This window comes from Alphaproteobacteria bacterium (assembly GCA_024244705.1).
Taxonomy (GTDB): Bacteria; Pseudomonadota; Alphaproteobacteria; order JAAEOK01; family JAAEOK01; genus JAAEOK01.
In genome coordinates this window covers 112,771-128,264 of record JAAEOK010000052.1, presented here as the reverse complement: position 1 = coordinate 128,264, position 15,494 = coordinate 112,771, and the positions used below count along the sequence as shown (strand labels likewise).

Genomic DNA, 15,494 nt, shown 5'->3' with positions numbered 1-15,494 from the left:
GTGTTGGCGAAGCCGTTGGCGTTGAGGAACCACATCGAGGTGGCGTCCTGGGCCAGCGGCACGAAGATGTCGAGGTTGCCTTCCTGCGCGCTGCCGAACTGGCCGCCGGGCGCGATCCACGGGCCCCACTTGTCCTGCGCCGCCGCCTCGTCGACCGGAAGCTGCGCCGCCACCGCCACCGTCGCCGCGCCGACCAGCAACGTGGTCTTCAGCGAGGCCGCCGGGCGGGCGCTCGAAATGGATGAGAGGGTGATTAGCTTGGCGTCGTCAACGCGTGCGGCCATTAGGCGGCTCCCCTTGCTCTGGCGCCGCACCCCATCGTCATGGCGCGCAACGCATGTTACTCCAATCGAACGCGCATCGGTCCATAACGCAGGAGGGTCCGATGCACTACAAATCCGCGTTTCTCACACGGTATTGCCGCGATATTCCCATCGCCGCGCGACAATTTCCAGTCGAAACGCAAAGACATGTTTCGAGAATCGACATTTTTTTTCTAACTGTGGCAAAATTGCCACAGAATCGCCGGTTCGACGGCCGATATCCGGCTACTCTGCGTACGTGAAGGTGGTGCTGAGACGACCGTCGACGAAATAGGCGGCATAACCGGTCGCGGTGCGTTCCCAGTAGAGGCAATAACGCTTGCCTTGGCGCCACTTAGTCCACGTCAGGCAGACCGTATCGCCATCGAATTCCCAAGTCCCGGTATCGCTGTCGTTGGCGGTCGCGATGGCCATGGTGCCGTCACGAAAATAGGTGCCCTTGAAGGGGCCGCCGCCGCTGACAGTCCCTTCAAGCCTCGAGCCCGGCAGCAGATCCCGCAATTCCGTCGCCGATAGGCGATGGCTTTCGGGTTTCGTTTCGGCGCAAGCGGCGGCCCAGAGGGCGATCGCAAAAAGCACCGTGAGGAGCCGCGCGAGGGCGCGGAATCGCCGGGAATTCGGGCGATTTCGGGCCACGCTACTCGGCCGCCGCCACCGACGGCAGGCCGGCCAGCGCCATCGCCAGTTCCGCTGGATCATAGGTGGTGTCCTTCAGCTTGCCCTCGAAGTAGTCCATGTAGGCCTGCATGTCGAAGTGGCCATGCCCGCAGAGGTTGAACAAGATCGTCCGCGCGGTGCCTTCGGCCTTGCATTTCAAGGCCTCGTCGATCACCACCTTGACCGCGTGGTTGGCTTCCGGCGCCGGAATGATGCCCTCGGCCTTGGCGAACTGCACCCCGGCGGCGAAGCATTCGGTCTGGTGGTAGGTGACCGGGCGGCACAGGCCGAGCGCGACGACCTGGCTGACCAGGGGCGCCATGCCGTGGTAGCGCAGGCCGCCGGCGTGGAACCCCGGCGGCACGAAGGTCGAGCCCAGGGTGTGCATCTTGACCAGCGGCGTCAGGTGGGCGGTGTCGCCGAAATCGTAGGCGTATTCGCCCTGGGTCAGGGTCGGGCAGGCGGCCGGTTCGACGGCGATGAGCTCGACGTCGCGGCCGCCGCGCAGTTTTTCGCCGAGGAACGGGAACGCGATGCCGGCGAAATTGCTGCCGCCGCCGGTGCAGCCGACGACCACGTCGGGGTAGTCGCCGGCGAGGTCGATCTGTTTCATCGCCTCCTGGCCGATCACCGTCTGGTGCAGCAGGACGTGGTTGAGCACGCTGCCGAGGGCGTATTTGGTGTCGTCGCGCTGGGCCGCGCGCTCGACCGCCTCGCCGATGGCGATGCCCAAACTGCCGGTGCTGTCCGGGTGCTCGGCGAGAATGCGGCGGCCGGCGTCGGTCAGCTCGCTCGGGCTGGCGATACAGGTGGCGCCGAAGGTCTCCATGAAGGCGCGGCGATAGGGCTTCTGGTTGAAGCTGACCTTGACCATGAAGACCTCGATATCGAGGCCGAACAGCGACCCGGCGAGGGCCAGCGACGAGCCCCACTGGCCGGCTCCGGTCTCGGTCGCGATCCGCTTGACGCCGGCTTCCTTGTTGTAGAACGCCTGCGCGATGGCGGTGTTGGGCTTGTGGCTGCCGGCTGGGCTAACGCCTTCATATTTATAATAGATCTTGGCCGGCGTATCGAGCGCGTGTTCGAGCCGCCGGGCCCGAAAGAGGGGCGACGGGCGCCACTGCCGGAGGATGTCGCGGACCGGCTCGGGGACGTCGATATAGCGTTCGGCGCTGACCTCCTGCTCGATCACCGCCATCGGGAACAGGGGCGCCAGGTCGGCCGGCCCGACCGGGTTGCCGGTGCCGGGATGGAGGACCGGGGTCGGCGGCTCGGGCAGGTCGGCGACGATGTTGTACCACTGCTTGGGGATGTCCTCCTCGCCGAGGAGGTATTTGATCTGGTCGGACATGTGTATTCTCCCTGCAGCGGCCGCGGCGATGATGTCGTTCGAGACCGGTGTTTTCTGTCCGCGCCCAAGGACTGTCAAGTGGCCTGTCACGGCAACGGGCCCGGCTCGTGGCGGCGGCGAGGGGGGCTTCGGTCGGCCCGAGAATTATTTTGAACGAAAACTACCTGCGATTTCAACGGCACGGCCCGATGCGGCCAAGCGGGGCGCGATGACATCTTCCGACGACTATCACGACGGCAAGGCCGCCGCCGACGGCGCGGTCACCGACTTCAGCCAGCGCATGAGCTATGGCGATTACCTCAAGCTCGACCAGGTGCTGGGCGCGCAGGTGCGGCTGACCGAGCGGCACGACGAGATGCTGTTCATCGTCATCCATCAGGCCAGCGAGCTATGGATGAAGCTGGCGTTGCACGAAATCCACGGCGCCATGCACCAGATCCGCGATGACGACCTCGGCCCGGCGTTCAAGATGCTGGCCCGGGTGTCGCGGATCCAGGAGCAACTGGTGCAGTCGTGGTCGGTGCTGACGACGCTGACGCCGGCCGACTACCTGACCTTCCGCGACGCGCTCGGTCACGCCTCCGGGTTCCAGTCGTACCAGTACCGGATGCTGGAATTTGTCCTCGGCAACAAGGACCGGCGGATGGTCGACCCGTTCCGCCACCGCGCCGACATCCTGGCCGGGGTCGAAGCCGTATTGAACGCACCCAGCCTCTACGACGAATCGATCCGGCTGTTGGGGCGGCGGGGATTTGCCGTCGCGGCGGCGCAGACCGAGCGCGACTGGTCGGCACCGCGGCCGGCGGACGATTCGGTGCGTGCGGCCTGGCTCGCCGTCTATCGCGACACCGAACGCTACTGGGACCTTTACGAGTTGGCCGAGAAACTGGTCGACCTCGAGGACGCGTTCCAGACCTGGCGCTTTCGCCATGTCACCACGGTCGAGCGCATCATCGGCCTGAAGCGCGGCACCGGCGGCACCGCCGGCGTCACCTATCTGCGGTCGGCCCTCGAATACCGCTTCTTTCCCGAGATCTGGAACGTGCGGACGGCGCTCTAAGACGGCGCCCCGCGGGCGGCGGCCTCCTGGACCGCGAAGAACGACGACATCTTCGGCTGGTCGGGCAGCTCCACGACTTCGCCGTCCTGCGACCGGGCCCAGCGCGACGGCCTGCCGCGGACGATCTCGCCCTGATGGGGATTGGGCATCGGGTTGGCCGCCAGCGGGATGGCGTCGGCGGCGCTGTAGACGCAGATGTAGAGGCCGCGCGGCCGATCGGTGGCATTCGCGTCCGAGCCATGGACGACATTGGTGTGCATGAGGCAGACGCTGCCCGCGGTGCCGGTGACCGCCGCCGCCTCCGCGCTGAGTGCGGCTTCGATGTCGGGGGCGATGAAGCCGGTGAAGCGGTCGCCGTCGAACAGCGAATAACGTGGCCCGCGGTGGGAGCCGCGCACGACCTTGAGGCACCCGTTGCTTTCGGTCATGTCGTCGATCATGACCAGGGCGGTGACGATGTCGTCGTTGGTGTGCGGCGTATAGGCGAAGTCCTGATGATAGCCGACCCGGGTTTCGGCGCCCGGCCGTTTCAAATTGACCTTGCAGTGATGGAACTTGAGGTCGGGGCCGATCAGGTCGGCGACCATGTCGACCATGGCCGAATTGAGACGGACCTCGTCGAAGGCGGGCGCCACGTCGGACGGATTGTTGACCCGCCGCAAGGCGGGCGCGAGGCGGCTATGACCGTCCGCCATATCGAAACGCGGTCGGCCGTCGATCGTCGGCGGGCCGTAGGGGGCGCTATGGTCGCGGCTTTCTTCGATCCAGCGGTCGAGCTCGGCGCGCAGGGCGGCTAGCTGCTGGGGCGTGATCGCCTCCTCGACGACGATATAGCCATCGTCCCAAAAGCGGTCGATCTGTGGCGGCTCGAGCATGGCGGCACCGGGTGAAATAGTGGCGCAGGCGACAGGGCCAGCTTGCCTCAGCCTTGCCGGCACCGCAAGATCGGCCGATGACGACGACGCTCGACCGTGACGCGCTGCTCGCCGGTGCGCAATCGCTGGATGGGCAGGCCAGTATCGATGCCGGCAGGCGGCTGGCGGAAGCCGCCGCCGTCGGGCGCTGCCCATTCCTCGACCATTACCGGGTCGCCAGCGAGGCGGGATTCAAACGCCGGGCGATCGCCGATGGCACGATCACGCTGCACGCACAGTTTGGCTTTCGCGATCCCGACAAGAGCCGCCGCGCCTGGGCCGAGATACATGCCGCGCTCGACCGCGCCGGCCACACCGTCCACCGTTATGGAATCTGCCTCGATTGGTCGATGGGCTATCCCGCCGCTCGCCGTGACGCGCTGGGCCGCGGCACCGGGTTGGTCCTCGACGGCCCTGACGAATTCGCCCGCCTGACCGCGGCGGCGCCGGTGGCCCCCCATTTCGGCGATTTCGTGATCGGTCTGCCGGCGGCGGTCGAAAACACGGTCGCCGCGCTGCACGCCGGCGCGACGACGATCGGCAATCTCGGTCAATATTTCACCTTTCGTATGCCGAATTGGCCGGAAGATGTCGACACCACCACGGCCACGGTCACCGCGATCGCGCTGATCGGGGCGCAACCGGTCGAGTGCCTGGTTCATTCGAATCTCGACGACGGCTTCGCGGCACTGTTCACCGATCTCGCCTGCTCGCTCGGCGCGGTGCTGATCGAACGCTATATCGTCGAGGACCTGATCGGCGCCCAGGTGACCCATTGCTATGGCAATACCTTCGCCGACGGACCGAAGCGTCTCGCCTTCCTGCTGGCGCTGAACCAGATCGGCGGCGCTCCCGGCTCGATGGTCTATGGCAACACGACCAGCTATGGCGCCAACGAAGACGAGAACTGGGCCAATCTCGCGGCCTATTTTCTGGTCGACGTCCTCGGCCAGCGCATCGCGCCGACCGGGCACGCCCTGAACCCGGTGCCGGTGACGGAAGCGCAGCGGATCCCCGATATCGACGAGATCATCGCCGTTCACATGGCGGCCAACCGGTTGATCGAGCGCGCCGAACATCTGCAGCCGCCCATCGACACCGCCGCTGCGCGAGCGGCCGCCGATGCCATCGTCGCCGGCGGCGAGCGATTCCGCGACAACGTGCTCGCCGGCCTCGCCGAATCCGCAATCGATATCACCAACCCGGCCGAGCTGCTGCTCGCGATCCGCCGCATCGGCGCCGCCCAACTTGAACGGCTGTTCGGGCCCGGGCGTTTGGATGCGACCTGCCGCCGCGGCCGCCAGCCGGTGGTCCAGGCGCCGAGCATCGCCGACATCGAACGCGACGGCAGTGGCCGTATCGAGCGCCTCGATCCGGCGCTTCGCGACCGCCTCACGGCGTCGCGGCTCACCGGCGTCGTCGTCAGTACCGATGTCCACGAATACGGCAAGATCCTGATCGATACCGTACTGGCGAAGGTCGGCGTCACCGTCGTCGATGGCGGTACCCATGGCGATATCGGGGCCATCGTCGAATCGGCCCGGGCCGGCGGCGCCGATTTTGTCGCCGTCAGCACTTACAACGGAGTCGCGCTGACCTATCTTACGGCCCTGCGCGAGGCGATGGCCGGCGCCGGGTTCGACATCCCGATCTATGTCGGCGGCAAGCTCAATCAGGTGCCGGACGGGTCCAACACCAGCCTGCCGGTCGACGTTTCCGCGGCGCTTGCCGAACGTGGTGCAATCGTTTGCTCACAACCCGAGGACATGCTGCTGCATCTCGACCGGTTGTCGGGCGATCGCGTCAACAGGGAGTTGAAGCGCAAATGACCATCGGATTTCTAGGGGTCGGCGACATGGCGACCTACATGGTCGAAGGCCTGTGCCGCGATCGGCGCGGCGACGACATCGTGTTGTCGCCCCGCAACGCCGGGCGGGCGCAAGCGCTGGCCGACGCTTTCGGTTGCCGGGTGGCGGCGAGCAATCGCGACGTCGTCGAGGCCGCCGATGTGGTGATCCTCGCGGTGCGTCCCGCCGACGTGACGGCGGTCGTCGCCGGGTTGCCGTGGCGGCAGGATCAGTCCCTGATCTCGGTGGGCGCCGGGGCGACCCTGGCCGATCTCGCGGCCGCCGCGCCCGCCGACATTGTGCGCTCGATGCCGGTCTCCTGTGCGGCGATCGGCGAGAGCCCGACCGCGATCTATCCGGATCACGCCGCCGCCCACGACCTGTTCCGGCGCCTCGGCACCGTCATCGTTTTGCCCGACGAGGCGTCCTTTGGCGCGGCCAGCGTCATGGGCGCGTTTCACGGCTGGACCTATGGCGTGATCAAGGCCGCCACCGATTGGGTGGTCGCCCAGAATGTTCCGCCGGAGCAGGCGCGGGAGCTGGTCGCCGGTATGATGCGGGGCGCCGCCGGCGTTGCCCTGGCCTTTCCCGAGACGCCATTGGATGAAACGCTGGAGCGGTTGACCACACCGGGTGGTATCACCGAGGCCGGATTCCGGCGGATGGCGGAGGAGCGGGGGCTCAAGGCGTGGCCGGAAGCCTGCGCCGCCGCGTTGCGCCATATGGGTGCGTAGGCGGACGGCGCTCAGGTCACCGCCGCGCGGCGGTGGAACTCCGGTTTGTCCCAGGCCCGCGTCGCCATGATCGTGCGCAGGATATCGACGGCGTCCCAAACGTCGACATAGCGCATATAGAGGGGCGTGAGGCCGAAGCGGAGGACATCGGGAGCACGGAAATCGCCGATCACACCGCGATCGATCAGGGCCTGCATGATCGCATGGGCGTGGGGATGGGCGAACGAGACCTGGCTGCCGCGGCGTGCCGAATCGCGCGGTGAGACAAGTCGGAATCCTTCCTCACTGCAGTTTTCCTCGACGAGCGCGATGAAGGCCTCGCCGAGGGCGACCGATTTGGCGCGGATGGCGTCGAGGTCCGCCTCCAGCATCACGTCGAGACCGACCTCCAAGGCCGCTTGCGCGAGCACGACCGGCGTTCCGCAGAGATTGCGCGTGATATCGTCGGCGGGCCGATAGTCGATATCGAACGCGAACGGCGATTCATGGCCCATCCAACCCGAAAGCGCAGGCCGGATGTTGTTCTGAAGCGATCGCGCGACATAGAGGAAGGCCGGCGCGCCCGGGCCGCCGTTCAGATATTTGTAGCTGCAGCCGACCGCGAGATCGGCGCCGCAGGCATTGAGGCCGACCGGGAAGGCGCCGGCGCTATGGGCGAGATCCCACAGCATCAAGGCCCCGGCATCGTGGGCGGCCGCGGTGACCCGGGCCATGTCGTGACGCTCGCCGGTCTTGAAGTCGACCTCGGTCAGCATCACCACGGCGACGTCGTCGGAAAGCGCCCTGATGATTTGATCGCTGCTGGAGTGCGCGCCATCGTCGCCGACCAGCCTCAGGCGAGCGCCGTCGCCGACGAGACCGGCCAGACCCTGAGCCACATAGAGATCGGTCGGAAAGTTGCGTTCTTCGGACAGGATTGTCGCGCGGCCCGGGCGCAACCGCAGCGCCCCCGCCAGCAGCTTGAACAAATTGACCGAGGTCGAATCGGCGACCGCGACCTCGCCCGGATCGGCGCCAATGAGCCGGGCGATCTTGTCGCCGAGGCGGGCCGGCAGGCCGATCCAATCGTGCACATTCCAACTCTTGACCAGGTCTCGGCCCCATTCGTCGCGAATGACGGCGTTCAACCGCGGCGCGACGTCGGCGATCAGCGGTCCGAGGGAATTGCCACAGAAATAGATGACGTCGTCGGGAATGACGAACCGGGCGCGGAACGGCGCCAGCGGGTCTTCGCCGTCGCGCGCCGCCAGGGCCTCCCGGGTCGGCGCCTCGCTCACCGCAAGCCGCGCAGGATGGCGCGCACCGGCGCCGCATCGGCATTGGCGAGCTTCAGCGGCAGGGCGATCAATTCATAGTCGCCGGTCGGGATGTCGGCGAGGACCAGTCCTTCGAGAATCGCCATGCGATGACGGCGGACCATGTTGTGGGCATCGAGGGACTTCGAATTTTGCGGGTCGATGGACGGTGAATCGATGCCAACGAGGAGGCCGCCACTTTCGGCGATGAGTTCGATTGTCTCCGGCGCCACGGCGGTGAAATTTTCGTCCCAGCGATCGGCGACACTGTGCCGCATGGTTCGGAGCAGCATGCGCTCGATCGGCGGATCGAGGAACGGCCGCACCATTTCGGGCGGCACCACGCCCTCGGCTTCCGTCGCATCGATCAGGCGGCAGGGTCCGATATAGGGTGCCAACGATACCCCACCGATGGGCGCCCCCGCCGGGTCGTAATGAAGCGGCGCGTCGGCGTGGCTTCCGGTGTGGGTCGACATCGTGATCCTGGCCACATTGACCGGACAGGTTTCGTCCAGGTGCCAAGTCCGCGCCTCGTCATAGGGCGTGTCCCCAGGCCACACCGGGATCCCGGGACGGATCGGCGGACTGAGATCCCACACCGTCATGGCCGCCCGCGATCTCCTAGCTGGACCGAACCAAGTTCTCCGCTTCCGCCTCTCTGGCGAAGTCCCCCCGCCTGCGTTCGGTGTTGTGACGCAGCAGCGCCGGATACAACCGCTCGAACTCGGATTTCATCTCGTCGAAGGGTACATCGGCGAATGCGCCGCGGTCGCGAACGTATTCCATGTGGCGGTCGCCATCGGCGTTAAAGGGATGGAAGAGCGAATCAGTGCGGCCATCGAATTCAAGCGGCATGACGCGAAACTTCTCGCACAATTGTAGATTGAATGCCGGCGTGCACTTGACCCATCTGCCGTCGAGCCAGATTTCGACGTAGCCATGGTAGATGAAGAGATCGGTCCCGGTCAGGTCAAGCAGACGCTTGGTGCTGAGATGATTGCGCACATCGGCGTAACCGACGCGTGCCGGTATGCCGGCCACCCGCGCCGCCGCGGCCAGCAATGTCGCCTTGGGCACGCAAAAACCACGACCGGCCCGAAGCGTGGTGCTGGCCCGGTAGTGGTCGGCGACCGTGTCGACGGTGTAGGGGTCATAGAGAATCTGATCGCGCACCGCATAGTAAAGCCGCACCGCCTTTTCGACATCATCGTCCGCCCCTGCGGTCACTTTCTCTGAAAAGTCCATAACTTCCGGATGATCGGAATCCACGAACTGCGTTGCCGCCAGGTACGGCGCGAAGTCGCGAGACGTGCCATGATCGGTATCGGGCATATGAATGGGTCCTTGCGGCAAATGTCGGATGAAGCGGAATCTAATCACAAACGGCGAGCTAGGAAAGGCACCGTGTCGGCGAGCGACGGGAGGTTGCCGGCGACCTGGCCCGATCATGCCGTTGTCGGCGCGCGATTCGCATGAACTAAATCAAGGTCCGATCACCGGACGGTTTCGTAGTTCCCGATCAGGCTGCCCTTGGACATGACGATTTGCCACAACTGGAGGTGGCGCGACTTGAAAGCACCGGCACAAGACGTGAGATAGTATTTCCACATGCGGAAAAGGATCTCCCGTGGCATCTCGGTCTCGATCTTCGCATCCTTGCACCGGTCAAGATTGTCGTGCCAGCTCATCAGCGTGCGATAGTAATCGAAGCCGAAATTGTGCCAATCCTCCATGACGAACAGATCTTCGATCGATTGCCCAATCTGTTGAATCGAGGGCATCACGGAGTTGGGAAAGATGTAGCGGTCCATCCACGGATCGCACGAAACATTGGAGGCATTGTCGCCGATGGTGTGCAGCAAGACGAGGCCGTCTTCCTTCAGCAGTTCGTGGGCGCCGTTCATAAATGACGGATAGTTTCTGGGCCCGACATGCTCGAACATGCCGATCGAAATGATTTTGTCGAAAGTCCCCGCATCGGCGGCCTTGAGGTCGCGATAATCGATCTTGATGATCTCGACCGGAAGTCCCTGGCAGCGGTCGCGCACGTATTCCGCCTGGCTTTCGGAAATGGTGATGCCGACGGCCTCGCAGCCATAGTTCTGGCACGCGTATTCGACCAGGGCACCCCACCCGCAGCCGATGTCGAGCAACCGGTCACCCTTTGACAACCCGACCTTCCGGCATACCAGATCCAGCTTGTTCTCCTGCGCCTGGTCGAGCGAGTTGGCGCCGTTCCAATATCCGCACGAGTAGTTCACCCGCGCGTCGAGAAGTTTTTCGAAGAACTCATTGCTGACATTGTAATGCGGCGCCGCCTCCCACGCCTTGCGGCTGGACTGCATATTCTGGATCCGTGCGCGGAGGACGCCGAGCTTGTCCAACCAACTCAGCTGGACACCCTGATTGGCGCGCGCCCTGAGGATGCGAAAGAAGAACTCTTCGAGCTGGTCGCAGTCCCACCAGCCGTCCATATAGGCCTCGCCCAGGCCGAGCGAGCCGCGCGACGCGACCCGCTTGTAGAGGTCGGGGTTGTGAACGCGGATATCATAAGGCGCCGATCCATCGATGGTGATGCCGGCGAGTCCGAGCGTTCGTTCGATGATGTCGCGGTATCTGTCGGTCATTACGTTCCCACCTCGGCGGCACTCTACTGCAGGGCCCATTATCAGGCAATCTCGGGTGAATCGATGCTAGACCGAAGTCGGGCGTTGGGCCAAAATGCCCGAACTCATGGATAATGGTCACCGGGATTGACATCGGGGATGAACGCTCCCATCGAGTCCGAAGCGTCTCTCAAGGCCAGACTTCGCGCCGATCTTCCGCCAGAGACTTTCGCCAGAAATCCATGGCGGGCGCTTTTGATCGTGCCGCAAGTCGTCGCCGTCGTGGGTGGCAGTGCGGCCATCCTATTCCTGCCGTTGCCCTGGTACGTGGCGCTGCTGATCGCGCTCGCCCTCGGCAACACCTATGCGGGCCTGATGTTCTTCGGACACGAAATCACTCACGGCGCCACCGTTGCCTCGCGCCGGCTCCAAAATGCCCTGCTGTATCCCTGTTTCGCGATCTTTTTCATGTCGCCGGAGTTGTGGCGGGCTTGGCACAACAAGACCCATCACCCCAACACCAACATTCCAGGCAAGGATCCGGATAACTTCGGGACCCTCGAGCAATTCAACAAAGGCAACCGGACAAGCCACCGTTTGATCAAGTTCGCGCCCGGTTCCGGCCACTGGTCGAGCGCGTTCTACATGTTCTGCTCCTTCGCCTTGCAGGGCGCCGACGTGCTGTGGCGGCAGTCGCTGACGATGCCGAGTCTGAGTCGTCTCAACCGGCGGCGGGCGATCACCGATAGCGTGCTGATGGCCGCGTTCTGGATCGCCCTCGGCATTGCGATTGGACTCTATGCCGCACTGTTCGTGATCATCATCCCGATGATCGTGGCCAACACCATTGTCATGTCCTATTTCGTGACCAACCACATGCTCCGTCCCCTGACCTACGAGAAGGACAGTCTGGGCACGACCATCAGCGTCAGGACCCCTAAGATTATCGACCGGTTGCACTTCCATTCGGGACACCATGTCGAGCATCACCTGTTTCCGGGAATGCGAACGTCACGGCTGCCTTTGATCCGAGAAGGCTTGTTGCGGCATGCTCCAGAGAGGTATATCGCGCCACCGCATTGGCTCGCCCTGGTAATGGTTTCGATGCCCGCCCGTCTATGATGGGCTCGACGCCCTGATCAACCCGTTCACCGGCCATCGCGTGGAAATTGCCAGCGTGGAAAAGACACTCCGGCAGTACGGCTAATCGAAGCGCAATGAAAAGCCTTCGCTCACCAGCCCATTCCCCACGCTCTATGTCGGGATCGCCGGCGACAGCGGATTGGAATTGTAACTGGACGGCCATCGGCCGATGAAGTGTCCACGCTGCAGCAGTGAAAACAGAGACGGTGTCCGCTTCTGCGAGCAATGCGGTGGACGGCTCGAATTGGCGTGCCCGTCCTGCGGCGCGATGGGTCCTCCGAGCCGCAAATTCTGTGGCTCGTGCGGCCAATTGGTGGACACGCCCAGCGCAGACGGAGGCTCGAAATTCGAAACGCCGCGTCATTACACGCCCCCCTTTCTTGCCGAGAAAATACTGAAATCGCGCGATGCGCTCGCCGCGGAGCGAAAGCAAGTCACGGTGCTGTTTGCCGATATCACGGGCTCGCTCGAGTTGATCGACGGCAGCGACCCCGAGGAGGCGCGCACCTTTCTGGATGCCGCGGTAGAAACCATGATGGGCGCGGTCCACCGCTACGAGGGCACGGTAAACAATGTCCTTGGCGACGGCATCATGTCGCTGTTCGGCGCACCGATCGCGAATGAAGATCATGCGGTTCGTGCCTGCTATGCGGCGCTCACCATCCAGGAGGCCATCGGGCATTTCAGCGTGACCATGCGCGAGCAGCATGGCTTTGAGATCCAGGCCCGGGTCGGGATCCATTCGGGTGAGGTCGTGGTTCGGGCGATCGGCAACGATCTCAACCTGAACTACGACGCCATCGGACAAACGACGCACCTGGCCGCGCGCATGGAACAACTTGCCGCGCCGGGAACCGTGCGCATCACCGCGGAAACGCTTCGTTTGGCCGAGGGATTCGTCGACGTCCGGGCCCTCGGCAAAGTACCGGTCAAGGGAATGACGGCGCCGGTCGAGGTCTTCGAACTGGTCGGCGGACGCCATGCGCAGACCCGCCTCAAGGCCGCGACCGCGCGGGGACTGACGAGTTTCGTCGGCCGCAAGTTGGAACTCGAGGCGCTGGGCGCCGCGCTCGACCGTGCCAGGGAAGGTCATGGACAGATCGTTTCACTGGTCGGCGAGCCCGGCGTCGGCAAGTCCCGCCTGTTTCACGAACTCAGCCGCTCGGACCTCGTGCGCGATTGCCTCGTGGTGCAGGGCAACGCGGTTTCCTATGGCAAATCCACACCGTATCTACCGGTGATCGCGTTGCTCAGGGACTATTTCGGGATCGAAGACCGCGACGCCGAAGGACGGGTCACCGAAAAGATCATCGGCAAGCTCGCAAATCTCGACGAATCGCTGAGAGCGGCGGGTCCCGCCCTGTTGTCCCTGCTCGATGTGACACCAAGCGATCCTGAATGGCGAACTCTGGATCCGGCGCAGCGGCGCCGGCGGACCATCGATGCGGTCAAGGGCTTGATCATTCGTGAGAGCCTGGTCCAACCGGTCGTGTTGGTCATGGAGGACCTGCATTCCATCGACACCGAATCCGAGGCGGTTCTCGACAGCATCGTCCATAGCTTGCCGAGCGCACGCTTGGCACTACTCATCAACTATCGCCCGGAATATCGAAACGAGTGGAGCGATCGAAACGAGCATACGCAATTGGTCATCGAGCCGCTGGCGCCGAAAAGCGCGGACAGATTGCTCGACTTGCTGCTCGGACCTGATCCGGATCTGATTCCGCTCAAGCAGCTCTTGATCGAACGCACCGAGGGCAATCCTCTATTCCTCGAGGAAAGCGTCCGAACCCTGATTGAGACCGGGACGCTGGCCGGTGAGGCGGGCGCCTGCCGGTTGACTCACGCGATCGAAGAAATCGAAATGCCGGCCACGGTCCAGGCAATTCTTGCGGCGCGCATCGACCGATTGGAAACGTCGGACAAGCATCTGTTGCAGACTGCCGCCATTATCGGGCGAGAGGTGCCGTTCACCCTTCTGCAGGCCATTGCCTCCATGGAGGAGGGCGATCTCCGCCGCGGATTGGCCAATCTCCAGGCCGGTGCATTTCTCTACGAGACAAGGTTATTCCCCGACCTCGAATACTCCTTCCGGCACGCGCTCACACACCAGACAGCTTACAGCTCCGTACTGCAGCAGCAGAGGCGCGAGGTCCACGCTCGCATCGTCGAGGTGCTCGAACGGTTCGAGCCCGATCGTCTGGGCGAGCATATCGAGCTGCTGGCCGACCACGCCGTAAAGGGTGAGGTCTGGGATAAGGCCGCCGTCTATTTGGCCCAAAAGGCCGAGCGTTCCTACTTGGTCTATGCCAACGAAGAGGCCATGGACGCGTGTTCGCGCGCGCTTGAAATCCGAAATCGGCTGCCGGACACCGCCGACAACAGGGGCGCGCGCGTGGCACTGGCAGTCCGCCTCGGCGGCAGCCATGCCCTGTTGGGTCAGTTCGCGGAGAGCGTCAGGCTCTACAAAGAGGCCTTGGAGTTGGCCAAAAGCGATGGCGACGATATGGCTGTCGCTCAAATTGAAACGCGGATCGGCAGCGCGATCTTTCTCCAAGGCGACAGTGCCGGCGCAATCGCCCAATTGGAACAAGCGCTCGGTCGTGCCCGCCGTATTCAGGATTCGACCAGGATGGCGATCGCCTACCAGAACCTAGGCGCCGTCCTGATCACCTCCGGCCGGCTGCCCGATTCGATCCACAATTACCGCAATGCTTTGGATCTGTCGGAAAAATTGGGTAACCAACGCGGCGTCGCGGTCGTGCTGACGATGCTGAGCAATGCTCATCTCTGGGCCGGGAGCTTCGATCAAGCACTCGATTACGGGCGCAAGGCCTTGGCAATCGGCGAGCAGATGAAGGACGAGCGGCGGGTCGCCTGGGCTTCCATCATGCTGGGCTGGCGCCACATGGAGATCGGTGCGCTCGATGAAGTCGCTTATCAGTTCGGCAAAGCCAGCACGCTCGCCGAAAAAGTGGGCGACGTTCAGGCTCAGACTTGGATTCGGATTCTCAATACGGTCTATGCCGCCAACCTCGGCAAATACGATACCGGGATCGCCGAACTCCGAGATGTCATTCGATTGGGCGCGCAAGGCGGCATATTTTTGCCGGAGATCTCTTTCGGCCTGACCCGGCTGTGCGAGCACTTGCTGCGCGCGAAGCGAATCGAAGAAGCCGTCGAGGCGTGCCGCCAATCAATGGACGTCGCGACCCGGCTTTCGAGCCGGCTCAATTTCGGCTACACGTCGATGGTCTTGGGCGAGATCTATGGAACGCCGGGCCTTCGGGACCTGGATCGCGCGGAAAAATGTCTGGCCGAGAGCTTGGAGGCGTTCGAAGAAGTCGGCGCTATTCAAAACCTGGGCCGCGCCCATCTCGCACGCGCGCGGCTGTATTCTCGGGAGGGTGACCGGAGGGCGGCGGCGGAGTTGGACGCCGCCCGGGCGATTTTCGCACGCACCGGAAGCCAGCTCTACGATCGCGAGATCGGGGCCATTGGTTCCGGTCTCAGGGTGTCGGTATAGTGCGTGGCGACGACGAGGATTTTGACGGCCCGAATAGG

Annotated in this window: 13 protein-coding genes; 5 read left to right on the top strand and 8 right to left on the bottom strand. The window is 64.0% G+C overall.

All coding sequences use genetic code 11. The features are described 5' to 3' along the window. The 3 genes from GY791_09080 to GY791_09070 form a co-directional block, all read right to left on the bottom strand. Window positions 1–284: hypothetical protein (locus GY791_09080; GenBank protein ID MCP4328573.1), on the bottom strand; the 284-nt coding region annotated here is incomplete at its 3' end. Between the two features lie 264 nt (window positions 285–548). After that, window positions 549–902, bottom strand: coding sequence for a hypothetical protein (locus tag GY791_09075; GenBank protein ID MCP4328572.1), 354 nt, complete (start codon window positions 900–902; stop codon window positions 549–551). A gap of 58 nt (window positions 903–960) precedes the next feature. Further along, window positions 961–2,331 (bottom strand): TrpB-like pyridoxal phosphate-dependent enzyme, encoded by a 1,371-nt coding sequence (locus tag GY791_09070; protein ID MCP4328571.1) that lies wholly within the window; start codon window positions 2,329–2,331, stop codon window positions 961–963. 208 nt (window positions 2,332–2,539) lie between these two features. Between GY791_09070 and kynA the strand changes: the two genes are divergently transcribed. Next, on the top strand, window positions 2,540–3,391 hold the full coding sequence (gene kynA / locus GY791_09065) for a tryptophan 2,3-dioxygenase (GenBank protein ID MCP4328570.1): 852 nt from the start codon (window positions 2,540–2,542) through the stop codon (window positions 3,389–3,391). On the opposite strand, the gene GY791_09060 is transcribed toward kynA, so the two are convergent. Continuing rightward, a complete protein-coding gene (locus tag GY791_09060) occupies window positions 3,388–4,266 on the bottom strand; it encodes a phytanoyl-CoA dioxygenase family protein (GenBank protein ID MCP4328569.1) in 879 nt (292 codons plus the stop codon). The two genes, kynA and GY791_09060, sit on opposite strands and share 4 nt — an antisense overlap. Before the next feature lie 77 nt (window positions 4,267–4,343). Here GY791_09060 and GY791_09055 point away from each other — a divergent pair, with 77 nt between their 5' ends. Together GY791_09055 and GY791_09050 are read left to right on the top strand one after the other, a co-directional pair. Continuing rightward, entirely contained in the window at window positions 4,344–6,134 is a 1,791-nt protein-coding gene (locus GY791_09055) for a hypothetical protein (GenBank protein ID MCP4328568.1), read from the top strand. After that, window positions 6,131–6,886, top strand: coding sequence for an NAD(P)-binding domain-containing protein (locus GY791_09050; protein ID MCP4328567.1), 756 nt, complete (start codon window positions 6,131–6,133; stop codon window positions 6,884–6,886). The genes GY791_09055 and GY791_09050 overlap by 4 nt, the downstream gene beginning before the upstream one ends. An 11-nt stretch (window positions 6,887–6,897) precedes the next feature. On the opposite strand, the gene kynU is transcribed toward GY791_09050, so the two are convergent. The 4 genes from kynU to cfa form a co-directional block, all read right to left on the bottom strand. Then, window positions 6,898–8,163, bottom strand: coding sequence for a kynureninase (gene kynU, locus GY791_09045; GenBank protein ID MCP4328566.1), 1,266 nt, complete (start codon window positions 8,161–8,163; stop codon window positions 6,898–6,900). Further along, window positions 8,160–8,786, bottom strand: a complete 627-nt coding sequence (gene kynB, locus GY791_09040; protein ID MCP4328565.1) for an arylformamidase — start codon at window positions 8,784–8,786, stop codon at window positions 8,160–8,162. Before kynB ends, kynU begins: the two co-directional genes overlap by 4 nt. A gap of 16 nt (window positions 8,787–8,802) precedes the next feature. Next, entirely contained in the window at window positions 8,803–9,513 is a 711-nt protein-coding gene (locus tag GY791_09035) for a transglutaminase domain-containing protein (GenBank protein MCP4328564.1), read from the bottom strand. Between the two features lie 161 nt (window positions 9,514–9,674). Continuing rightward, on the bottom strand, window positions 9,675–10,808 hold the full coding sequence (cfa, locus tag GY791_09030; protein ID MCP4328563.1) for a cyclopropane fatty acyl phospholipid synthase: 1,134 nt from the start codon (window positions 10,806–10,808) through the stop codon (window positions 9,675–9,677). A gap of 138 nt (window positions 10,809–10,946) precedes the next feature. Between cfa and GY791_09025 the strand changes: the two genes are divergently transcribed. Together GY791_09025 and GY791_09020 are read left to right on the top strand one after the other, a co-directional pair. Continuing rightward, the gene (locus GY791_09025) at window positions 10,947–11,909 is read left to right on the top strand and encodes an acyl-CoA desaturase (GenBank protein ID MCP4328562.1); all 963 of its coding nucleotides are present in this window, start codon (window positions 10,947–10,949) and stop codon (window positions 11,907–11,909) included. Window positions 11,910–12,099: 190 nt separating this feature from the next. Continuing rightward, entirely contained in the window at window positions 12,100–15,456 is a 3,357-nt protein-coding gene (locus tag GY791_09020) for a tetratricopeptide repeat protein (protein MCP4328561.1), read from the top strand. Window positions 15,457–15,494 lie beyond the last annotated feature (38 nt).

Excerpts from the sequence above, each read along its gene's own strand:
- GY791_09050 (MCP4328567.1), top strand. The coding sequence starts at position 6,131 with ATGACCATCGGATTTCTAGGGGTCGGCGACATGGCGACCTACATGGTC.
- kynA (MCP4328570.1), top strand. The coding sequence starts at position 2,540 with ATGACATCTTCCGACGACTATCACGACGGCAAGGCCGCCGCCGACGGC.
- GY791_09020 (MCP4328561.1), top strand. The coding sequence starts at position 12,100 with ATGAAGTGTCCACGCTGCAGCAGTGAAAACAGAGACGGTGTCCGCTTC.
- kynB (MCP4328565.1), bottom strand. The coding sequence starts at position 8,786 with ATGACGGTGTGGGATCTCAGTCCGCCGATCCGTCCCGGGATCCCGGTG.
- GY791_09055 (MCP4328568.1), top strand. The coding sequence starts at position 4,344 with ATGACGACGACGCTCGACCGTGACGCGCTGCTCGCCGGTGCGCAATCG.
- GY791_09025 (MCP4328562.1), top strand. The coding sequence starts at position 10,947 with ATGAACGCTCCCATCGAGTCCGAAGCGTCTCTCAAGGCCAGACTTCGC.
- GY791_09035 (MCP4328564.1), bottom strand. The coding sequence starts at position 9,513 with ATGCCCGATACCGATCATGGCACGTCTCGCGACTTCGCGCCGTACCTG.
- GY791_09070 (MCP4328571.1), bottom strand. The coding sequence starts at position 2,331 with ATGTCCGACCAGATCAAATACCTCCTCGGCGAGGAGGACATCCCCAAG.
- GY791_09060 (MCP4328569.1), bottom strand. The coding sequence starts at position 4,266 with ATGCTCGAGCCGCCACAGATCGACCGCTTTTGGGACGATGGCTATATC.
- cfa (MCP4328563.1), bottom strand. The coding sequence starts at position 10,808 with ATGACCGACAGATACCGCGACATCATCGAACGAACGCTCGGACTCGCC.